Origin of the sequence: Geobacter sp., from assembly GCF_030834625.1 — a bacterium.
GTDB lineage: Bacteria > Desulfobacterota > Desulfuromonadia > Geobacterales > Geobacteraceae > Geobacter.
In genome coordinates this window covers 40,076-55,524 of sequence record NZ_JAUQXO010000013.1, presented here as the reverse complement: position 1 = coordinate 55,524, position 15,449 = coordinate 40,076, and the positions used below count along the sequence as shown (strand labels likewise).

The 15,449-nt window shown below is 62.1% G+C and carries 14 protein-coding genes; 10 read left to right on the top strand and 4 right to left on the bottom strand.

Features of this window, described 5'->3' with window-relative positions; all coding sequences use genetic code 11:
* Positions 1–15: 15 nt before the first annotated feature.
* The 9 genes from RCH91_RS02680 (at position 16) to RCH91_RS02640 (ending at position 10,637) form a co-directional block, all read left to right on the top strand.
* Positions 16–1,152, top strand: a complete 1,137-nt coding sequence (locus RCH91_RS02680; RefSeq protein ID WP_306532990.1) for a PLP-dependent aspartate aminotransferase family protein — start codon at positions 16–18, stop codon at positions 1,150–1,152.
* Positions 1,153–1,178: 26 nt separating this feature from the next.
* Positions 1,179–2,315, top strand: a complete 1,137-nt coding sequence (locus RCH91_RS02675; RefSeq protein WP_306532988.1) for a PLP-dependent aspartate aminotransferase family protein — start codon at positions 1,179–1,181, stop codon at positions 2,313–2,315.
* 246 nt (positions 2,316–2,561) lie between these two features.
* Entirely contained in the window at positions 2,562–5,024 is a 2,463-nt protein-coding gene (locus tag RCH91_RS02670; RefSeq protein WP_306532987.1) for a bifunctional diguanylate cyclase/phosphodiesterase, read from the top strand.
* A gap of 159 nt (positions 5,025–5,183) precedes the next feature.
* Positions 5,184–7,151, top strand: a complete 1,968-nt coding sequence (locus RCH91_RS02665; protein ID WP_306532986.1) for a cache domain-containing protein — start codon at positions 5,184–5,186, stop codon at positions 7,149–7,151.
* Between the two features lie 39 nt (positions 7,152–7,190).
* Entirely contained in the window at positions 7,191–8,579 is a 1,389-nt protein-coding gene (locus RCH91_RS02660; protein WP_306532985.1) for a sigma-54 dependent transcriptional regulator, read from the top strand.
* 429 nt (positions 8,580–9,008) lie between these two features.
* Positions 9,009–9,200 (top strand): hypothetical protein, encoded by a 192-nt coding sequence (locus RCH91_RS02655; protein WP_306532984.1) that lies wholly within the window; start codon positions 9,009–9,011, stop codon positions 9,198–9,200.
* Between the two features lie 19 nt (positions 9,201–9,219).
* A complete protein-coding gene (locus RCH91_RS02650) occupies positions 9,220–9,342 on the top strand; it encodes a hypothetical protein (RefSeq protein WP_306532983.1) in 123 nt (40 codons plus the stop codon).
* Positions 9,323–9,574 carry a hypothetical protein gene (locus RCH91_RS02645; RefSeq protein WP_306532982.1) on the top strand — a complete coding sequence of 84 codons (252 nt, stop codon included), beginning with the start codon at positions 9,323–9,325 and terminating at the stop codon, positions 9,572–9,574. The genes RCH91_RS02650 and RCH91_RS02645 overlap by 20 nt, the downstream gene beginning before the upstream one ends.
* 13 nt (positions 9,575–9,587) lie before the next feature.
* Positions 9,588–10,637 (top strand): hypothetical protein, encoded by a 1,050-nt coding sequence (locus RCH91_RS02640; RefSeq protein WP_306532981.1) that lies wholly within the window; start codon positions 9,588–9,590, stop codon positions 10,635–10,637.
* Between the two features lie 99 nt (positions 10,638–10,736).
* Here RCH91_RS02640 and RCH91_RS02635 read toward each other — a convergent pair whose 3' ends face one another.
* Complete coding sequence (locus tag RCH91_RS02635) at positions 10,737–11,390, bottom strand: hypothetical protein (protein ID WP_306532980.1); 654 nt, start codon at positions 11,388–11,390, stop codon at positions 10,737–10,739.
* 166 nt (positions 11,391–11,556) lie between these two features.
* Here RCH91_RS02635 and RCH91_RS02630 point away from each other — a divergent pair, with 166 nt between their 5' ends.
* A complete protein-coding gene (locus RCH91_RS02630; protein ID WP_306532979.1) occupies positions 11,557–13,065 on the top strand; it encodes a glycogen synthase in 1,509 nt (502 codons plus the stop codon).
* Positions 13,066–13,123: 58 nt separating this feature from the next.
* Here the strand turns inward: RCH91_RS02630 and RCH91_RS02625 are convergent, their stop codons facing one another.
* The 3 genes from RCH91_RS02625 to RCH91_RS02615 all read right to left on the bottom strand — a co-directional run bounded on the left by RCH91_RS02625 (position 13,124) and on the right by RCH91_RS02615 (position 15,427).
* Entirely contained in the window at positions 13,124–13,402 is a 279-nt protein-coding gene (locus tag RCH91_RS02625) for a cytochrome c7 (protein ID WP_306532978.1), read from the bottom strand.
* Between the two features lie 118 nt (positions 13,403–13,520).
* On the bottom strand, positions 13,521–14,405 hold the full coding sequence (locus RCH91_RS02620; RefSeq protein WP_306532977.1) for a carbon-nitrogen hydrolase: 885 nt from the start codon (positions 14,403–14,405) through the stop codon (positions 13,521–13,523).
* Entirely contained in the window at positions 14,402–15,427 is a 1,026-nt protein-coding gene (locus RCH91_RS02615) for an agmatine/peptidylarginine deiminase (protein WP_306532976.1), read from the bottom strand. Before RCH91_RS02615 ends, RCH91_RS02620 begins: the two co-directional genes overlap by 4 nt.
* Positions 15,428–15,449: the final 22 nt, after the last annotated feature.

The following is a 15,449-nucleotide window of genomic DNA, read 5'->3' as shown; positions in this document are numbered from 1 at the left end:
GGAGGCAATTCAATCATGAACATCGCAACTCAGGCGGCACAGATCGGACTCGAGTGGGACACCCGCACCGGCGCGGTGACGGTCCCCATCTACCAGACGGCCACGTTCCGGCACCCGGGGCTCGGCCAGAGCACCGGCTACGACTACACCCGCTCCGGGAACCCCACCCGCCAGGCGCTGGAAGAGGGAATTGCCCGCCTTGAGGGGGGCGCCCGGGGCTTCGCCTACGCCTCGGGGATGGCCGCCATAGCCAACCTCCTTCTGCTGTTCAAGAAGGGGGACCACCTGGTGGTGACCGAGGATCTCTACGGCGGCACCTGTCGTCTCTTCGATCAGATCTTCACCCAGTACGAGCTCTCCTTCACCTACGTGGATACGAGCGATGTGGAGGCGGTGCGCCGGGCCATCCGCCCCGAGACAAAGGCCCTCTTCGTGGAGTCCCTCACCAACCCGCTCCTCAAGGTGGCCGACATCGCCGCCCTTTCGGCCCTCTGCCGGGAGCGGGGGATTCTCCACATCGTCGATAACACCTTCCTCACCCCCTATCTCCTGCGCCCCTTCGACTTTGGAGCCGACATCACCGTCTACAGCGCCACCAAGTACCTGGCCGGGCACAACGACACGGTCTCCGGGCTCGTGGCGGTTAAGGACCCGCAACTGGCCGAGCGGGTCTACTTCCTCCAGAACTCGGTGGGGGCGGTCCTGGGGCCCCAGGATTCCTGGCTCACCATCCGGGGGATGAAGACCCTCTCGGTGCGCCTCGACCGGCAGCAGGAGAACGCGGCGCGGATCGCCCACTGGCTGGCGGCCCATCCGCGGGTGCGGAAGGTCTACTACCCCGGCCTCGCCGACCACCCGGGCCACGAGCTGCTCGCTCGCCAGGCCCGGGGCTTCGGTGCCATGGTCGCCTTCGAGGTGGAGGAGCACGCGCTCGTGGAGCGTTTGCTTCTCAAGACGAAGGTGATATCCTTCGCCGAGAGCCTCGGCGGGGTGGAGACCCTCATCACCTTCCCCCAGGTCCAGACCCATGCCGACATCCCACAGGAGCTCCGGCAGCGGCTCGGGATCAACGACGTGCTCCTGCGCCTCTCCGTGGGGATCGAGGACGGGGACGACCTCATCGACGACCTGGCCCAGGCCTTTGGTAATTAATCAAAAACCTACCACGGAGACATTTCATGAAATTCGGCACCCGCATTATCCATACCGGCCACACGATCGACCCGACTACCGGCGCGGTTTCGATTCCCATCTACCAGACTTCCACCTACCGGCAGGAGTCGGTGGACCATTTCGGCAAGTACGACTACGCCCGCTCCGACAACCCGACCCGGGAGGCCCTGGAGGAGACCATCGCCCAGCTGGAGGGGGGAACCCGCGGGTTCGCCTACGCCTCGGGGATGGCGGCCATCTCCTCGGCGCTGCTCCTCTTCTCGCCGGGGGATCACCTGGTGGTCTGCGATGATGTGTACGGCGGCACTTTTCGGGTGCTGACCCAGCTCTTCAGCCGGCTTGGCATTACCTCAACCTTCGTGGATGCCACCGATCTCGACGCCATCGCCGCCGCCTTCCGGCCGGAGACCAGGGGACTCTTTCTGGAGACTCCGTCGAATCCCCTCCTGAAGATCACCGATCTGGCCGGCGCGGCCCGCATCGCCCGGGAGCGGGGGGCCATCACCCTGGTGGACAACACCTTCATGACCCCCTACCTCCAGCGCCCCCTTGAACTGGGATGCGACATCGTCCTCCACAGCGGCACCAAGTTCCTGAACGGCCACAGTGACGTGATCTGCGGCTTAGCCGTGACGAAGGACCCGGAGCTCGGCACACGGATCCGCTTCATCCAGAATGCCTTCGGCGCCATCCTCGGGCCCCAGGATTCGTGGCTTGTGCTGCGGGGCCTCAAGACCCTGAAGGTGCGGATGGAGGAGAGCCAGCAGAGCGCCGCGCGGATCGCCTCGTGGCTGGCGGGGGAAAAGCGGGTGACCCAGGTCTTCTACCCGGGGCTCACCACCCACCCCGGCCATGACGTCCATGCCCGCCAGTGCTCGGGACCCGGCGCGGTCCTCTCCTTCACCCTCGAATCCCCGGAAATTACCCGCCGGCTCCTGGAGGGGATGAAGCTGGCCGCCTTCGCCGTGAGCCTCGGCGGGGTGGAGAGCATCATCTCCTACCCGGCGAAGATGTCCCACGCCGCCATGCCCCCGGAGGAGCGGGCCGCCCGCGGCATCGGCGACACCCTCGTGCGCCTCTCCGTGGGGCTTGAGGACGCAGACGACCTCATCACCGAGTTGGATCGACTTATCAACGGCTGACGGTAACCTCCTGCTTTTGCTGACGCCCCGAAGATTTTCGGACCCGCTCCGAAGATTTCCGGGGCGTTTGTCGTGGGGAATCACCCGTTGTGGCGGACTGAGATATTTTCTTGTGTGGCAATCTTTTCGATCTTCAGGGTAAAAAGTTTCGATGTTTTGCCGATATACTATAGAGGACGTGAGAGTGGGGCTCTTTGCTCCTCCGTGGACGAGCGGCTCCAAAACGGGAAAGGACAGTCGGACGGAATGCGGATACGGACCACGTTGACGGCGGGTTGCTTTATTTTCGCCATGCTCACCGCTCTGGTGGGATACTTCGGCGGCCGTGCCATCGCCAAAATCAGCGGAGAGTTCGACCTGGTGGCGGAGGAGGTTTTCCCGGTCCTCAAGACCCTGGAGGATCTCCGGTTTGCCGGGCTGCGGATCGCTTCATCATCCGCCGAGCATACCCTCCTCATGAAACAAAAGGGAGAGGCCGAGAGGCGGGGGGACGAGATCGTGATGGTCTCGGCAGGGGTCGAGGGGCTCGAGGATTCCCTGGCCCGGCTGCATGCTCAGAGTGCCGGGCTCGATCCCGTTGGGCGGCGCCTGATGGCCGACGTGGAGCGCTCCGGGACGAAGCTTCTCGAGACGAGCAGGGTGCAACTGCGGCTTGCCCTTGTGGGAGCTTCGGAGGCGGAACTCTACAGGATAAGGAATCAGTTCGAGACAGAGGAACGGGCCTTCTCCGCGGCGGTCAATCAGGCCTTTGCCCACGAAAACGAGGAGCTGGCCGCGGCCAAGGCCGAGGTGCGCCACGCCATTCAGATGGCGCAGTTTACCATAACCGCTGCCTCGCTGGTCGCCCTCATCCTCGCCATTGGCGGCGGCACCCTCATCGCCGCTTCCATCTCCCACCCCATTGCGCTCCTCCACGACGGGGTCGAGCAGGTGAGGCGAGGACTTCTCGATACGCGGATCGACGTGGCGGCCAACAACGAGATCGGTACCCTTGCCGTTGCCTTCAACCGGATGGCAGGGGAGCTTCAATCCACCAAGGACGAGATCGTCACGGCGAAGAACTTCCTCGACAACGTGATCCAGTCCATGGCCGATGCCCTCGTCGTCCTCTCCACCGATTGGACCATTGTCAGCGCAAACCCGGCCCTCTGTCTTCTCCTGGGGTACGATGAGGAGGAGCTTGTGGGGAGCCCCTTCGGTCTGATCGTCACCGCCGGCGCCGAGGAGAGAGAGCTCCTGCGTGACATGGCCGAGCGGGGCCAGGTCCCCGACCGGGAACTCGTCTACCGGGCGAAGAATGGCGCCCGCATTCCGGTTGCCGTGTCCGGGGCGGTCATGAGGAATCCCGCGGGAGATATGGTGGGGGTCGTCTGTATCGCCCACGACATCAGCGAGCGCAAGCGGTCCGAGGAGGAGATCCGTCAGCTGGCCTTCTATGATCCGCTCACCCGGCTTCCCAACCGCAGCCTCTTCCAGGAGAGGCTTTCACAGGTTATTAGCCGGAGCCGGCGCGACGGGGGGACAATCGCCCTTCTCTTTCTTGATCTGGACCGTTTCAAGGATATCAACGACATCATGGGGCACGCCTGCGGCGACCAGCTCCTGACGGCCGTTGCCGACCGACTCAGGGGGAGCCTCCGTCCGTCCGACTTCCTGGCCCGGCTTGGCGGCGACGAGTTCGTCTTCCTGGTTACCGATCTCCGGGACAAACGGAGCGTGGCGAGTCTGGCCCACGCCGTCCTGGAGCAGTTCGCCTCTCCCTTCGAGATCGACGGCAAGGAGCTGTTCATCTCCACGAGCGTCGGTATTGCCCTTTCTCCCGAGGATGGCGAGGACGGCGACACCCTTCTCAAGCACGCCGACATGGCCCTCTACGCGGCCAAGGAGCAGGGGCGAAACGCCTTCAGTTTCTTCTCGGAGGAATTGAACCGCGAGGCCCATGAGCGCCGCAGGCTTGAGGGGAGCCTCCGTCGGGCCTTTGCCAACGGGGAGTTTTTCCTGGAGTACCAGCCCCAGATCGATCTTCGCAGCGGCCGGGTCTTCAGCTTCGAGGCGCTTCTGCGCTGGCGTGATCCCGAAGGGGAACTCATTCCCCCCGATCGCTTCATCCCGGTGGCCGAAGAGATGGGGCTCATCCGCCGGCTCGGCGAGTGGGTCATGGCGACCGCTTGTCTGCAATGCCGGCAGTGGCAGCGGCCGGGGCTCCCCCCTGTCCGGGTGGCGGTCAACGTGTCGGGGCACCAGTTCAACCAGCCGGGTTTCATCGACATGGTCGACCGGGTCCTGGAGGAGACGGGGCTCGCCCCGGAGCTCCTGGAGCTGGAACTGACCGAGAGCTCCCTCATGGCGGGGGAGCAGGAAACCATCATGACCCTCATCGACCTGAAAGTCCGGGGGATGCATCTCGCCATCGACGACTTCGGCACCGGCTATTCCTCCCTCAGCTACCTCAAGCACTTCCCCATCGACCGCCTCAAGATCGACCGTTCCTTTGTCCGGGACATCGTCAAGGACCTGGACGACCGGGCCATTGTCGAGGCGATCATCGCCATGGCCCATACCCTGGGGCTGCGGGTGCTGGCCGAGGGGGTCGAGCACGAAGATGAGCTGGAACTGCTCCGGGAGCGGGGGTGCGACGAGGTGCAGGGGTTCTACTTTGCGCGCCCCTTGCCGCCGGAGGGCCTTGAGGAGCATCTGAGGGCCCGTTGAGAAATCCCCGTTGTTAACGCCTCTCCCCCATTGTCCCTTTTCCTTGTTTCTGGTTACTCGTCGGCGCTTTTGCAAATTTGCAAATAATGCTGGATTTTTTCATAGTGTATACATACTATGTCCCCTGACTTCGCTGACTTTACAGGATAGGGGATTCTCGTGCACGGCTACCTCTTCGCCTTCATGCATAACCTGAAGCTGCGCTGGAAGATGCTGGTGCTCGTGCTCCCCCTCGTCACGGTGCCCATCGTCGTGGTCGGCGGGGTTATCGGCTACATCTCCACCAAGCAGGCCTACCGTGGGGTCACCCAGACCAGCAAGGACGACCTTGCGCACATGGCCAGCTTCACCATCGACCTCCTCAACTCCCACCACCAGCAGTTTCAGGTCTACAAGCAGGACAAACAGCGAAGCACCAACCTGGAGCTGGCCACCCTCACCAGTCTGGCCTACAACCTGGTGGAGGCCGAACACCGCCAGTACAAGAGCGGCAAGATCGACCTCCACACCGCCAAGGACGAGGCCCGCAAGGCCCTCAAAAGGGTCAACGTGGGGGCCACCGGCTACATCTACGCCATGACCACCAAGGGGGACCTGGAGGTACACATCGCCCAGGAGGGGGAGAACGTCTACGATGAAAAGGACGAGAACGGCCGCCCCTTCATCCGGATCATGTGCGAGAACGCCCTGAAGTCCAAGCCGGGGGAGGTCCTCTACATCGTCTACCCGTGGCGCAACGAGATGCTCGGCGACAAGTATCCCCGCAACAAGGTGGTGGCCTACCGCTATTTCCGGGAGTGGGACTGGATCATCGCCTCCGGCGGCTACCTGGAGGAGACCTACGAAGACGTCGCCTTCGAGCGCCGCTCCTTCCAGGAACTGAAGGACAAGATCAAGAGCAAGAGGGTGGGGCAAACCGGTTACATCTTCTGCATGGATGAAAAGGGGGACTTCACCATCCACCCCACGGAGGAGGGGAAGAATCTCCTCGACGCGGTGGACTCCAGCGGCCATAAATTCATCAAGGAGATGGCGGAGAAAAAGCGGGGATGGATTCGCTACCCCTGGCGCAACCCGGGGGAGAGCCATACGCGGATGAAGATCGTCCGCTACGACTACTTCAAACCGTGGGGATGGATCGTGGCTGTTGGCTCCTACGAGGACGAGTTCTACCGGGAGGCCAACAAGATACGGGGCCGGATCGCGGCCACCATGACGCTGCTGACCATCGCGTCGTGCATCGCGGCCACGGGCCTGGTCTTCCTGGCCGCCAAGGTTCTCACCGATCCCATCAACCACATGATCGAGGTGATCCGCCGGGTGAAGAAGGGGCGGCTCGACGAACAGATGGATGTGGAAACGGGGGACGAGCTCGGCGAGATGGCCGCCGCCTTCAACCGGATGACTTCCATGATCCGCCAGAACAAAGAGATGGAGGCGAGTCTCGCCCAGCAGGGGAAGATGGCGTCCCTCGGCGTCCTCTCCTCGGGGGTGGCCCACGAGATCAACAACCCCCTGGGTGTCATCCTCGGCTATGCCTCCTACATCGAGGGTAAGACCAGCGAGGATGACCCCAACTACAAGTTCATCCACGAGATCAAGCGGGAGAGCAAGCGGTGCAAAAAGATCGTCCAGGATCTCCTCTCCTACGCCCGCACTCCCAAGCCGGTTCTGGAGTGGACCGACGTGAACGACCTCCTGGAGCAGATCGTGGATTTCGCCGCCAACCACACCGACATGCACCACGTGACCATCGTGAAGGATCTCTCCCCCGAGCTGCCGCGCGTCATGGCCGACGGCGACCAGATCCGTCAGGTGGCCATCAACCTGATCCTGAACGCCGGCGCAGCCATGGCCGGGGAAGGTACCCTGACGGTCAAGAGCTTCCTCGACGCCGAGGGGCACATGACCATCGTCTTCAGCGATAACGGCTCGGGGATCCCCCGCGAGGACATGGAGAAGATCTTCGAGCCCTTCTTCACCACCAAGGACAGGGGGACGGGGCTCGGCCTTGCCATCACGAAGCAGATCATCGAGATGCACCACGGCAAGATCAGCATCCTGAGCGAGGTGGGGAAGGGGACCGACGTTATCGTGAAGCTTCCGGTGGACCGGGACGAGCTGTAATGGATTTATCCCACGAATTTTTACCCTAGGGGTTTCGCCGTGTCCGACAAAAAACGCATCATGGTAATCGACAACGAGGAAGGGCTCTGCCGGATGATGGAGGCGGTGCTTCTGGACAGCGGCTACGCCGTGAAGGGGTACACCCGCTCCTTCGAGGCGGTGGAGGAGTTCAAGCCCGGCGACTGGGACCTGGTGGTCTCCGACATCAAGATGCCGGGCATGGACGGGCTGGAGGTGCTCCAGCGGATCAAGGCCAAGGAGCCGACGATTCCGGTTATCATGATCACCGCCTACGCCACGGTGGAGATGTCGATTCAGGCCCTGCGCCGCGGGGCCTACGACATGCTGACCAAGCCCTTCGAGCCCGAGGAACTTCTCTACCGGGTGAAAAACGCCCTCAAGCACACCGAACTCCTGGAGGAGAACCGTGAGCTGCGCGAGGAGCTGGTGGGGAAGTTCCGCTTCGACAACATCATCGGCGCCTCGGACGGGCTCAAGGGGGTTCTGGAGAAGGTGGAGAAGATCGCCATCCGCGACACCTCGGTGCTGATCACCGGCGAGTCGGGGACCGGCAAGGAGCTCATTGCCCAGGCGATCCACTACAACTCGGTCCGCAAGGAGAAGAAGTTCGTGGCCATAAACTGCGGGGCCCTGCCGGAGACGCTTTTGGAGAGCGAACTCTTCGGCTACCGGAAGGGGGCCTTCACCGGCGCCAAGGAGAACCGCCAGGGGCTTCTGGAGGCGGCCGACGGGGGGACCCTGTTTCTCGACGAGGTGGGGAACCTCCCCATGAACGTGCAGAAGACGCTCCTGCGTTTTCTCCAGGAACAGGAGTTCCACCGCATCGGCGACACGAACCCCACCAAGGTGGATGTGCGGATCATTTCGGCCACCAATGCCGATCTCAAGGAGGGGGTCAAGAGCGGCTCCTTCCGCGAAGACCTCTACTATCGCCTCAACGTGGTGAACCTCCATCTCCCGCCGCTGCGGGAACGCAAGGGGGACATCCCGCTTCTGGCTGCCCACTTCATCGCCCTGCAGAACAAGAAGTTCGTCACCGCCATCAAGGGGCTCGCCCACGATGCCCTGGAGGCGGCCGTGGGCTATGCCTGGCCCGGCAACATCCGCCAGCTCAGGAACGTGATCGAGGCCTGCACCGCCATGGAAAACGGCGACTACATCACCCTCCCGGTTCTCTCCCAGTTCATCGAGCTTCCCGAGATCCAGGACGAGCAGGCCGCCGATGTTGAGGGAGAGGAGGGAGATTACGCCCGGGCCCTTTCCCGCTTCGAAATGGACTACATCCGTGGGCTGTTGCGCAAGAACCGCGGCAACGTGGAGGCCGCCGCCCGGGAGGCGGGGATGAACATGGCCACCATCTACCGGAAGATGAAAAAGTATAACCTGAGGCGGGAGGAGTCTCCCTAGGATACTTCCGCGCCCTCGCATTTCTGCAAAATGCCCTCACATCCCTCTCGCACCCCTGCGAGGATGCAGTTCTGAATCTGATAAGTATCCAGAATGTTTGAGTTTTGAGTTGTCGGGTTCGGTTCCCATGACTACGGTTCTCGGGAACGGGACAACCCACCTCCTTGCACACCTGCAAAAACAGCGTTCGAAATCTCCCCGACCCACCCTCCCCGTTTTGAAGAGTATTCGCTCGTAATTATCTGTAATCACTGGATTAATTTATTTCTGAAAATATTTTCACCGAGTTGGTATACAGGTTGCTCTTACCATAATCAGTTACTCCTTCGAAAGCATGGGTCGGAGCCGGGGATGGTGACGACCAGATGAGCCGGCCCCCCTCCCATGCACGGCAACAATAACCAACACGGTTTAGCAATAGAGGTTTCCATGAAGGACGGAATTGTCTGCCCCTTCTACGGCAAAAGCGATGATACCTGCGACGTGGGGTGCGGCTACATATCTCCCTACGACGTCAATATGATCATCAAGTTCTGCAGCTGCCGGTACCGCGAATGCATGAAGTACCAGGAGCTGGCGGAGCGGTTTCCCCATGAGGTACTTACACCGGTAAAGTGTTGAGCAATAAAAGGAGGCTGTCATGCTGTACAACCTGAGTCTGCACCTTGAAGGCCCGTATATCCTGTATGCCCTGACGATCGTAGCTGCCTTAACGGTTATTTCTTTGGTAAAGGAGAAGAGAGATGAGCGAAAGAGAGCTTGAACTGCTGGCTAGAATCGAGCAACTGGAGCGTCACACCTGGCGCAACAGCTCCATCCTCCGTGCGGTCGCCATGGTGGCCGGCACCGCCATGATCGGGATCATCGTCGCCTCGGGTGTTGTGGGCGGCGGCCACGGCAGCCACTGGACCGGCCCGGCCTGGAACACCATGTGGCTCTATGGATTGTTTGCCGCCAATGCCGTCTCCATGTTCTGGACGACGCACAAGGACTAGAGAGGGGACAGCCATGCCAATGTCAATCAAGAACGCAATCCTGCTCCTCGTCGTGGTAGCACTCTGCGCCGCCTTCAGCATGAGGATGTTCCAGGGACTCGACGAAATGATGGGCGACCAGTACTGGATCGTCGACACCACTCAGGGAGACCACGGGTGGTACGCCATGGGGCTTCTTCCCCATGTGAAGACGGTGGCCAAGGATGTGGTCAAGGCCGCAAACACCGACGCAGACCCCGCCAACAATTACGAAATCTATGCCCAGGCAGGCGATTTCGCCGGCAACTCGGTCTACGGGATCTGCTACGGCATTCCCCTTATCATGTACCTGATATGGTTCGCCTTCATACTCGGCTTTCCCGACCGGGTCGACCCGTATCTGTTGCCGCGCAAGATATTCACCCTTGCCGTCATCACCACCTGTTCGATTATCGTGAACCTCTTCCTGATGCGGATCACCGCCGACTTCGCCACCGACCCCATGGCGCGTATCGCCAACGTGGCGGGGAATCATGCATCGCTTCTGTTCCACAATGCCGGCATCTGGTTCGCCATCCTCTTCTCGGCCCTGGGAACCCATGCCCATTCCGCCCAGGAAACGTCAGCCCCCGACAGCCGCCAGTGGCAGACCCAGGCCAACGAGAAGTTCTCCTGGATGTTCATCCTCCTGGGCGCCGTGACCGTGCTTGAACTCTTCCTGGTCAAGAACAAGCTTGCCCTCTCCGACGCGGCGGTCGACTACTCGGTCTGGATTATCTGGGTGGTTATCTTCATGCGGATGTTCGGCTTTTCCCCCAAGTATTGGATCAAGCGCGGCCGCGGCCTCGGCATCATGTTCGTCGGCACCGCCCTGACCCTTGTTGCCTTCTACTTCCTGGAGCGGTTCACGGGGACTCTCGGCGCGGGCTTCGCCTCCCCGATTCTGGCCAAGGCCCTTGGCGTGGAGAACCAGAACATCGGCCTCTCTCTCATGATCTCCATCTACCTGATCTTCTGGATGGAATTCTCCGCGGCAATCCGGATGAACGGCCCGGCAAAGAAGGCGGTGGAGCAGAAGCACTGAAATCGGGGACCCGGGACCGGGGACCAGAATTCATAAAGCAAAGAGGCGGCGGGATATCCCGTCGCCTCTTTGCTTTTCTGCGCTTCCCACTGCGTGTTTCTACCGGTGCTCCACGACCACCTGCATCCCTTCCAGTTCTTCCTCAAGGGTGGTAATGAGCCGTTCCACCATCTCCCGGTAGTCGCCGGGAAGCTCCTCGACACCCCGCAGCGCCGTGTCAAGGCGCCGGGCCGCGCCGAGGGCCGCCTTCAGGGGAACTGACGGGTCGCTCACGGGCTCTTCCCGGGTTTTCGCCACCTCCCGGAACTGCTTCAGCACTGTGGGGTGGCTCCGTTCCTGCTCCACGATGCTCTTTCGCAGGCCGGCGTACTCCTCGTCGGAGAATCCCTTCTCCTCCCGGGCCTGGCGCAGGAGATCGACGGAGCGGTAGTCGGGGAAGGGGCGGGGCTCTTCCCGTCGGGCCATGAGCTCCGGCTCGTTCTTTTCCATGAAGCGGTAGGCAAGAGTCAGCTTCTGGGCCGTTTCCTTCTTGATCCTGATCTCCTTCGAGCAGTAGTCCTCGAAGCTCCCGTACCCCCACTCCCGGTAGAGGCTGCGGGAGCTTACCGACAGGAGCCGGTCCCCCAGTTCCACCCACGAAGATTTGAAGCGTTTGGCGGTTTCCAGCACCTGGAAGCGCTCCGACGAGGGGTCCAGTTCCTCCATGATGCGTTCGATGATGCGTTCTCCCGATGACTTGGGGATGTCGGTCATGATTGGTTCTCCTTGTTCGGTTCTTTTCCGAGTGATACCACAGAACTCGTCCCTCACCAACGGCAGAATGCGGGGCACCATGTTTTTGCCTTGGCTGGCGGAAATGGTTCGGAGTACAATTCAAAAGTTTATTATCGATTACCACTAAACGAGGGAGTTCCCATTGATGAAAAAACTGAAGATCCTCATGGCCGCATCCGAATGCGTCCCCTTCGCCAAGGAAGGGGGGCTTGCCGACGTGGTGGGGGTGCTGCCGAAGCACCTGGCCCGCATGGGGCACGACGTGCGGGTGGTGATGCCCCGCTACAAGAGGGTGGATCGGGAGCGCTACGGACTGAAGGAGCTACCCGGCGTGCTCGTGGTCCCCATGGGGATTATCGGCAACCAGTACTGCGGTGTCTGGGAAGGTCGGATTCCGGGAAGCGACGTGCCGGTCTATTTCCTGGAGCACGAGGGATACTACGGCCGCGACGGCCTCTACGAGGTGAACAACGAGGGGTTCCTCGACAACGACAACCGCTTCGTCTTCCTCTCCAAGGCGGCCCTGGAACTGCCGAAGATGATCGGCTTCGAGCCCGACCTCATTCACGCCCACGACTGGCATACGGCGGCCATCCCCGTACTCGTGAACACCACTTACGCCACCGACCCCTACGTGGGGAGAAAGGCCACGGTCCTCACCGTCCACAACATGCAGCACCAGGGTAACTTCTACGAGGGGCTCATGGACGTGCTCGGCATCGGGTGGGAGCACTTCACCTTCCTGGGGCTGGAGAAGGACGGGGAAGTGAACCTTCTCAAGGGGGGGCTCTACCACGCCACGGTCCTCAACACGGTGAGCGAGGGGTATGCCCGGGAGATGCAGACCCCCGCCTACGGCTGGGGGCTCGACGGGGTGGTGCGGGGGCGGGCCGCCGACCTCTACGGCATCCTGAACGGGGTCGACTACGACGACTGGAACCCGGAGATCGACACCCACATCGCGGCCCGCTACTCGGCTGCCGACCTCTCGGGGAAAAAGCTCTGCAAGCGGGATCTTCAGCGGACCTTCGGCCTCCCGGAACGGGACGATGTCCCTCTCTTCGGCCTAGTATCGCGCCTCGTGAAGCAGAAAGGGGTCGACATTCTGGCCGAGGCGATTCACCGCATCCTGGCCCTCGATGTCCAGTTCGTCATGCTCGGGGCCGGCGAGCCCTGGACCCACTTCTACTTCGGCGACATCAGGAACGCCTACCCCGAAAAGTTCAACCTCTCCGTGGGGTACAACAACCCACTCTCCCACCAGATCGAGGCGGGGTCCGACTTCTTCCTCATGCCGAGCGCCTTCGAGCCGTGCGGCCTCAACCAGATGTATTCGCTTCGCTACGGCACCCTCCCCATCGTCCGGGCCACGGGGGGGCTTGACGACAGCGTGGAAAACTTCGACGAGAAGACCCTCACCGGCACCGGTTTCAAGTTCTGGAGCCATGACGCCGGGGCGTTCAGCGACACCGTCGGCTGGGCGGTCCACACCTGGTATAACCGCAAGGACGCCATGGAAAAGCTCATTGCCAATGCCATGGCCAAGCGCTTCACCTGGGAGGACGCGGCGGACAAGTACGAGGAGCTCTACGGCCGGGCCCTCCGCAAGCGCCTGGGTGAGGGGGTGTTCGCCCGGCAGTACGGGCAGCAATGAAAAAGGGGGAGGCAATGACGCCTCCCCCCCTGTTTCTCTTCAAATTTTTTCCTTCAGCCTACTTCTTGTGGCACTCGCCGCATTTCTGCGGACCCTTCGCCATCTCCTTGTGACAGCCGATACAGGTCTTGTGGGCCCAGTCCTTGCCCATTCCGGCGATTTTGCCGCCGGCCTCAGACTCGTGACAGGCCTTGCAGTCGCCCTTGACACCCTTGTGCTTGGCATGCTCGAAGGTTACGTTTCCGTTCTTCGCCTCCAGGACAACCACTTTGTCGTGGGCCAGGGCGCCGGCGGCGCAAAACAGGGTGAGGGCAGCTGCTGCGATAATGCTTTTCATGGGTCTCTCCTTTCGACGGTTGAACAATGCTGCAGACAGTTTACCGGGTAAGGGACCGATTGCAAGCGGTCACTCCTCTCTGTAATAGCTGTTCACCCGGTCGAAGAGCCGGTGGCGGTCAGTCCCGGTACCGTTTCAGCAGATCCCCGTATGCCTCGATGCGCCTGTCCCGAAGGAAGGGCCAGATGCGGCGCACCGCCTCGCTGCGGGCCAGATCAACCTCGGCAATGAGGAGTTCCTCGTGGCTGTTGCCGGCCTGGGCGATGATCTCCCCCTGGGGGCCGGCCACGAAACTGGAACCCCAGAACTGGCTCCCCGGCAGGACTCCTGACGGGTCGGGCTCATGGCCGACCCGGTTCACGCTCACCACCGGGATGCCGTTGGCCACGGCGTGGGCCCGCTGGATGGTGATCCACGCCTCCTTCTGGCGGACCTTCTCCTCGTCTTCGTCCCGGGGGTCCCAGCCGATGGCGGTGGGGTAGATGAGGATCTCAGCCCCGGCAAGGGCCATGAGGCGGGCCGCCTCGGGATACCACTGGTCCCAGCAGACGAGTACACCCAGTTTCCCCACCGAGGTCCTGATCGGCTCGAACCCCAGGTCGCCGGGGGTGAAGTAGAACTTCTCGTAGTAGCCGGGGTCGTCGGGGATGTGCATCTTGCGGTATGTGCCGGCGATGGTCCCGTCCTTTTCGAAAACTACGGCGGTATTGTGGTAGAGCCCCGGCGCCCGCTTCTCGAAGAGGGACGAGACGAGCACCACCCCGAATTCCTTCGCCACGCCGCCCAGGAGTTCGGTGGTGGGGCCGGGGATATCCTCGGCCAGATCGAAGTGACCGGTGTCCTCATTCTGGCAGAAATAGGGGCCGCAGTGGAGCTCCTGGAGCACCACGAGCTTCGCCCCGAGGGCGCTTGCCTTGCGGATGTTCTCGATGCTCTTGGCCAAGTTCAGGTCCTTGTCGGCGGTGCAGCTCTGCTGCACGAGGCCGACGGTCAAACTCTTCATGAAAGCACTCCTTTGGGAATCTGCATGGTCACGCAGTGCAGCGACCCGTGCTGAAGGATGAGGGGACGGCAGTCGATGTCGATGATCTCCCGGCCCGGGAACGCCTGGCCGATGGCCGACAGAGCCCCTTCGTCGCCGGGGTCGTCGTAGGTGGGGACGAGGACGGCGCCATTGATGACCAGATAGTTGGCGTAGGTGGCCGGGAGTCGCTCTCCTTCATCATCGTGGCAGGCCCGGGGCCAGGGAAGGGGAATCAGGCGGTAGGGATTCCCCTCCCGGGTCCTGAGGGCGTGCAGCTCCTTTTCCATCAGGAAGAGGGACGTGTAGTGCTCGTCAGAGGCGTCGTCGCACCGGACATAAAGGATAGTGTCGTCGGGGGCGAGCCGGGCCAGGGTGTCGATGTGGGAATCGGTGTCGTCGCCGGCCAGGTATCCGTTTTCCAGCCAGAGGACCCGGTTGGCACCCAGTTTTTCTCCAAGAGCCGCCTCGATCTCTTCCCGCGACAGATGGGGGTTGCGGTTCGGGTTCAGGAGGCACTCGGCGGTGGTGAGGATCGTTCCCTTCCCGTCGCTCTCGATGCTCCCCCCCTCCATGATGAGGCCCACGGTCTCCATTGGAATTGAGCCGAATGCCCCGGCCCGGTGGAGTCGGCCGGTGATAAGGTTGTCCTGGTCGGCGGCAAACTTGAGCCCCCAGCCGTTGAAGCCGAAGTCGAGGAGCACAGGGCTGCCGTCCCGCTCCACGGTCAGGGGGCCGAAATCCCGGGCCCAGGTGTCGTTGGCGGGGATTTCCTCGATCCGCACCCGCTCCATCCGTGCTCCCACGGCGGAGAGGATGGCGGCGGTCCGTTCTCCATCGGCAGCCACCACCAGCGCTGTTTCAAAGCGTGTAATCTCTTTGACGATCTGGGCGAAAACCAGTTCCACCATGGGAAGCCAGGGGAGCCAGTCGCTCTCGGCGTGGGGCCAGGCGAGGAGGACACCGTCCTGCTCCTCCCATTCGGCGGGGAGACGTGTGATCATGCAGTTCCCTTCCGGGCAATCA

Excerpts from the sequence above, each read along its gene's own strand:
- RCH91_RS02650 (WP_306532983.1), top strand. The coding sequence starts at position 9,220 with ATGCTGTACAACCTGAGTCTGCACCTTGAAGGCCCGTATATCCTGTAT.
- RCH91_RS02620 (WP_306532977.1), bottom strand. The coding sequence starts at position 14,405 with ATGAAGAGTTTGACCGTCGGCCTCGTGCAGCAGAGCTGCACCGCCGAC.
- RCH91_RS02680 (WP_306532990.1), top strand. The coding sequence starts at position 16 with ATGAACATCGCAACTCAGGCGGCACAGATCGGACTCGAGTGGGACACC.
- RCH91_RS02675 (WP_306532988.1), top strand. The coding sequence starts at position 1,179 with ATGAAATTCGGCACCCGCATTATCCATACCGGCCACACGATCGACCCG.
- RCH91_RS02640 (WP_306532981.1), top strand. The coding sequence starts at position 9,588 with ATGCCAATGTCAATCAAGAACGCAATCCTGCTCCTCGTCGTGGTAGCA.
- RCH91_RS02625 (WP_306532978.1), bottom strand. The coding sequence starts at position 13,402 with ATGAAAAGCATTATCGCAGCAGCTGCCCTCACCCTGTTTTGCGCCGCC.
- RCH91_RS02670 (WP_306532987.1), top strand. The coding sequence starts at position 2,562 with ATGCGGATACGGACCACGTTGACGGCGGGTTGCTTTATTTTCGCCATG.
- RCH91_RS02635 (WP_306532980.1), bottom strand. The coding sequence starts at position 11,390 with ATGACCGACATCCCCAAGTCATCGGGAGAACGCATCATCGAACGCATC.
- RCH91_RS02655 (WP_306532984.1), top strand. The coding sequence starts at position 9,009 with ATGAAGGACGGAATTGTCTGCCCCTTCTACGGCAAAAGCGATGATACC.
- RCH91_RS02645 (WP_306532982.1), top strand. The coding sequence starts at position 9,323 with ATGAGCGAAAGAGAGCTTGAACTGCTGGCTAGAATCGAGCAACTGGAG.
- RCH91_RS02630 (WP_306532979.1), top strand. The coding sequence starts at position 11,557 with ATGAAAAAACTGAAGATCCTCATGGCCGCATCCGAATGCGTCCCCTTC.
- RCH91_RS02615 (WP_306532976.1), bottom strand. The coding sequence starts at position 15,427 with ATGATCACACGTCTCCCCGCCGAATGGGAGGAGCAGGACGGTGTCCTC.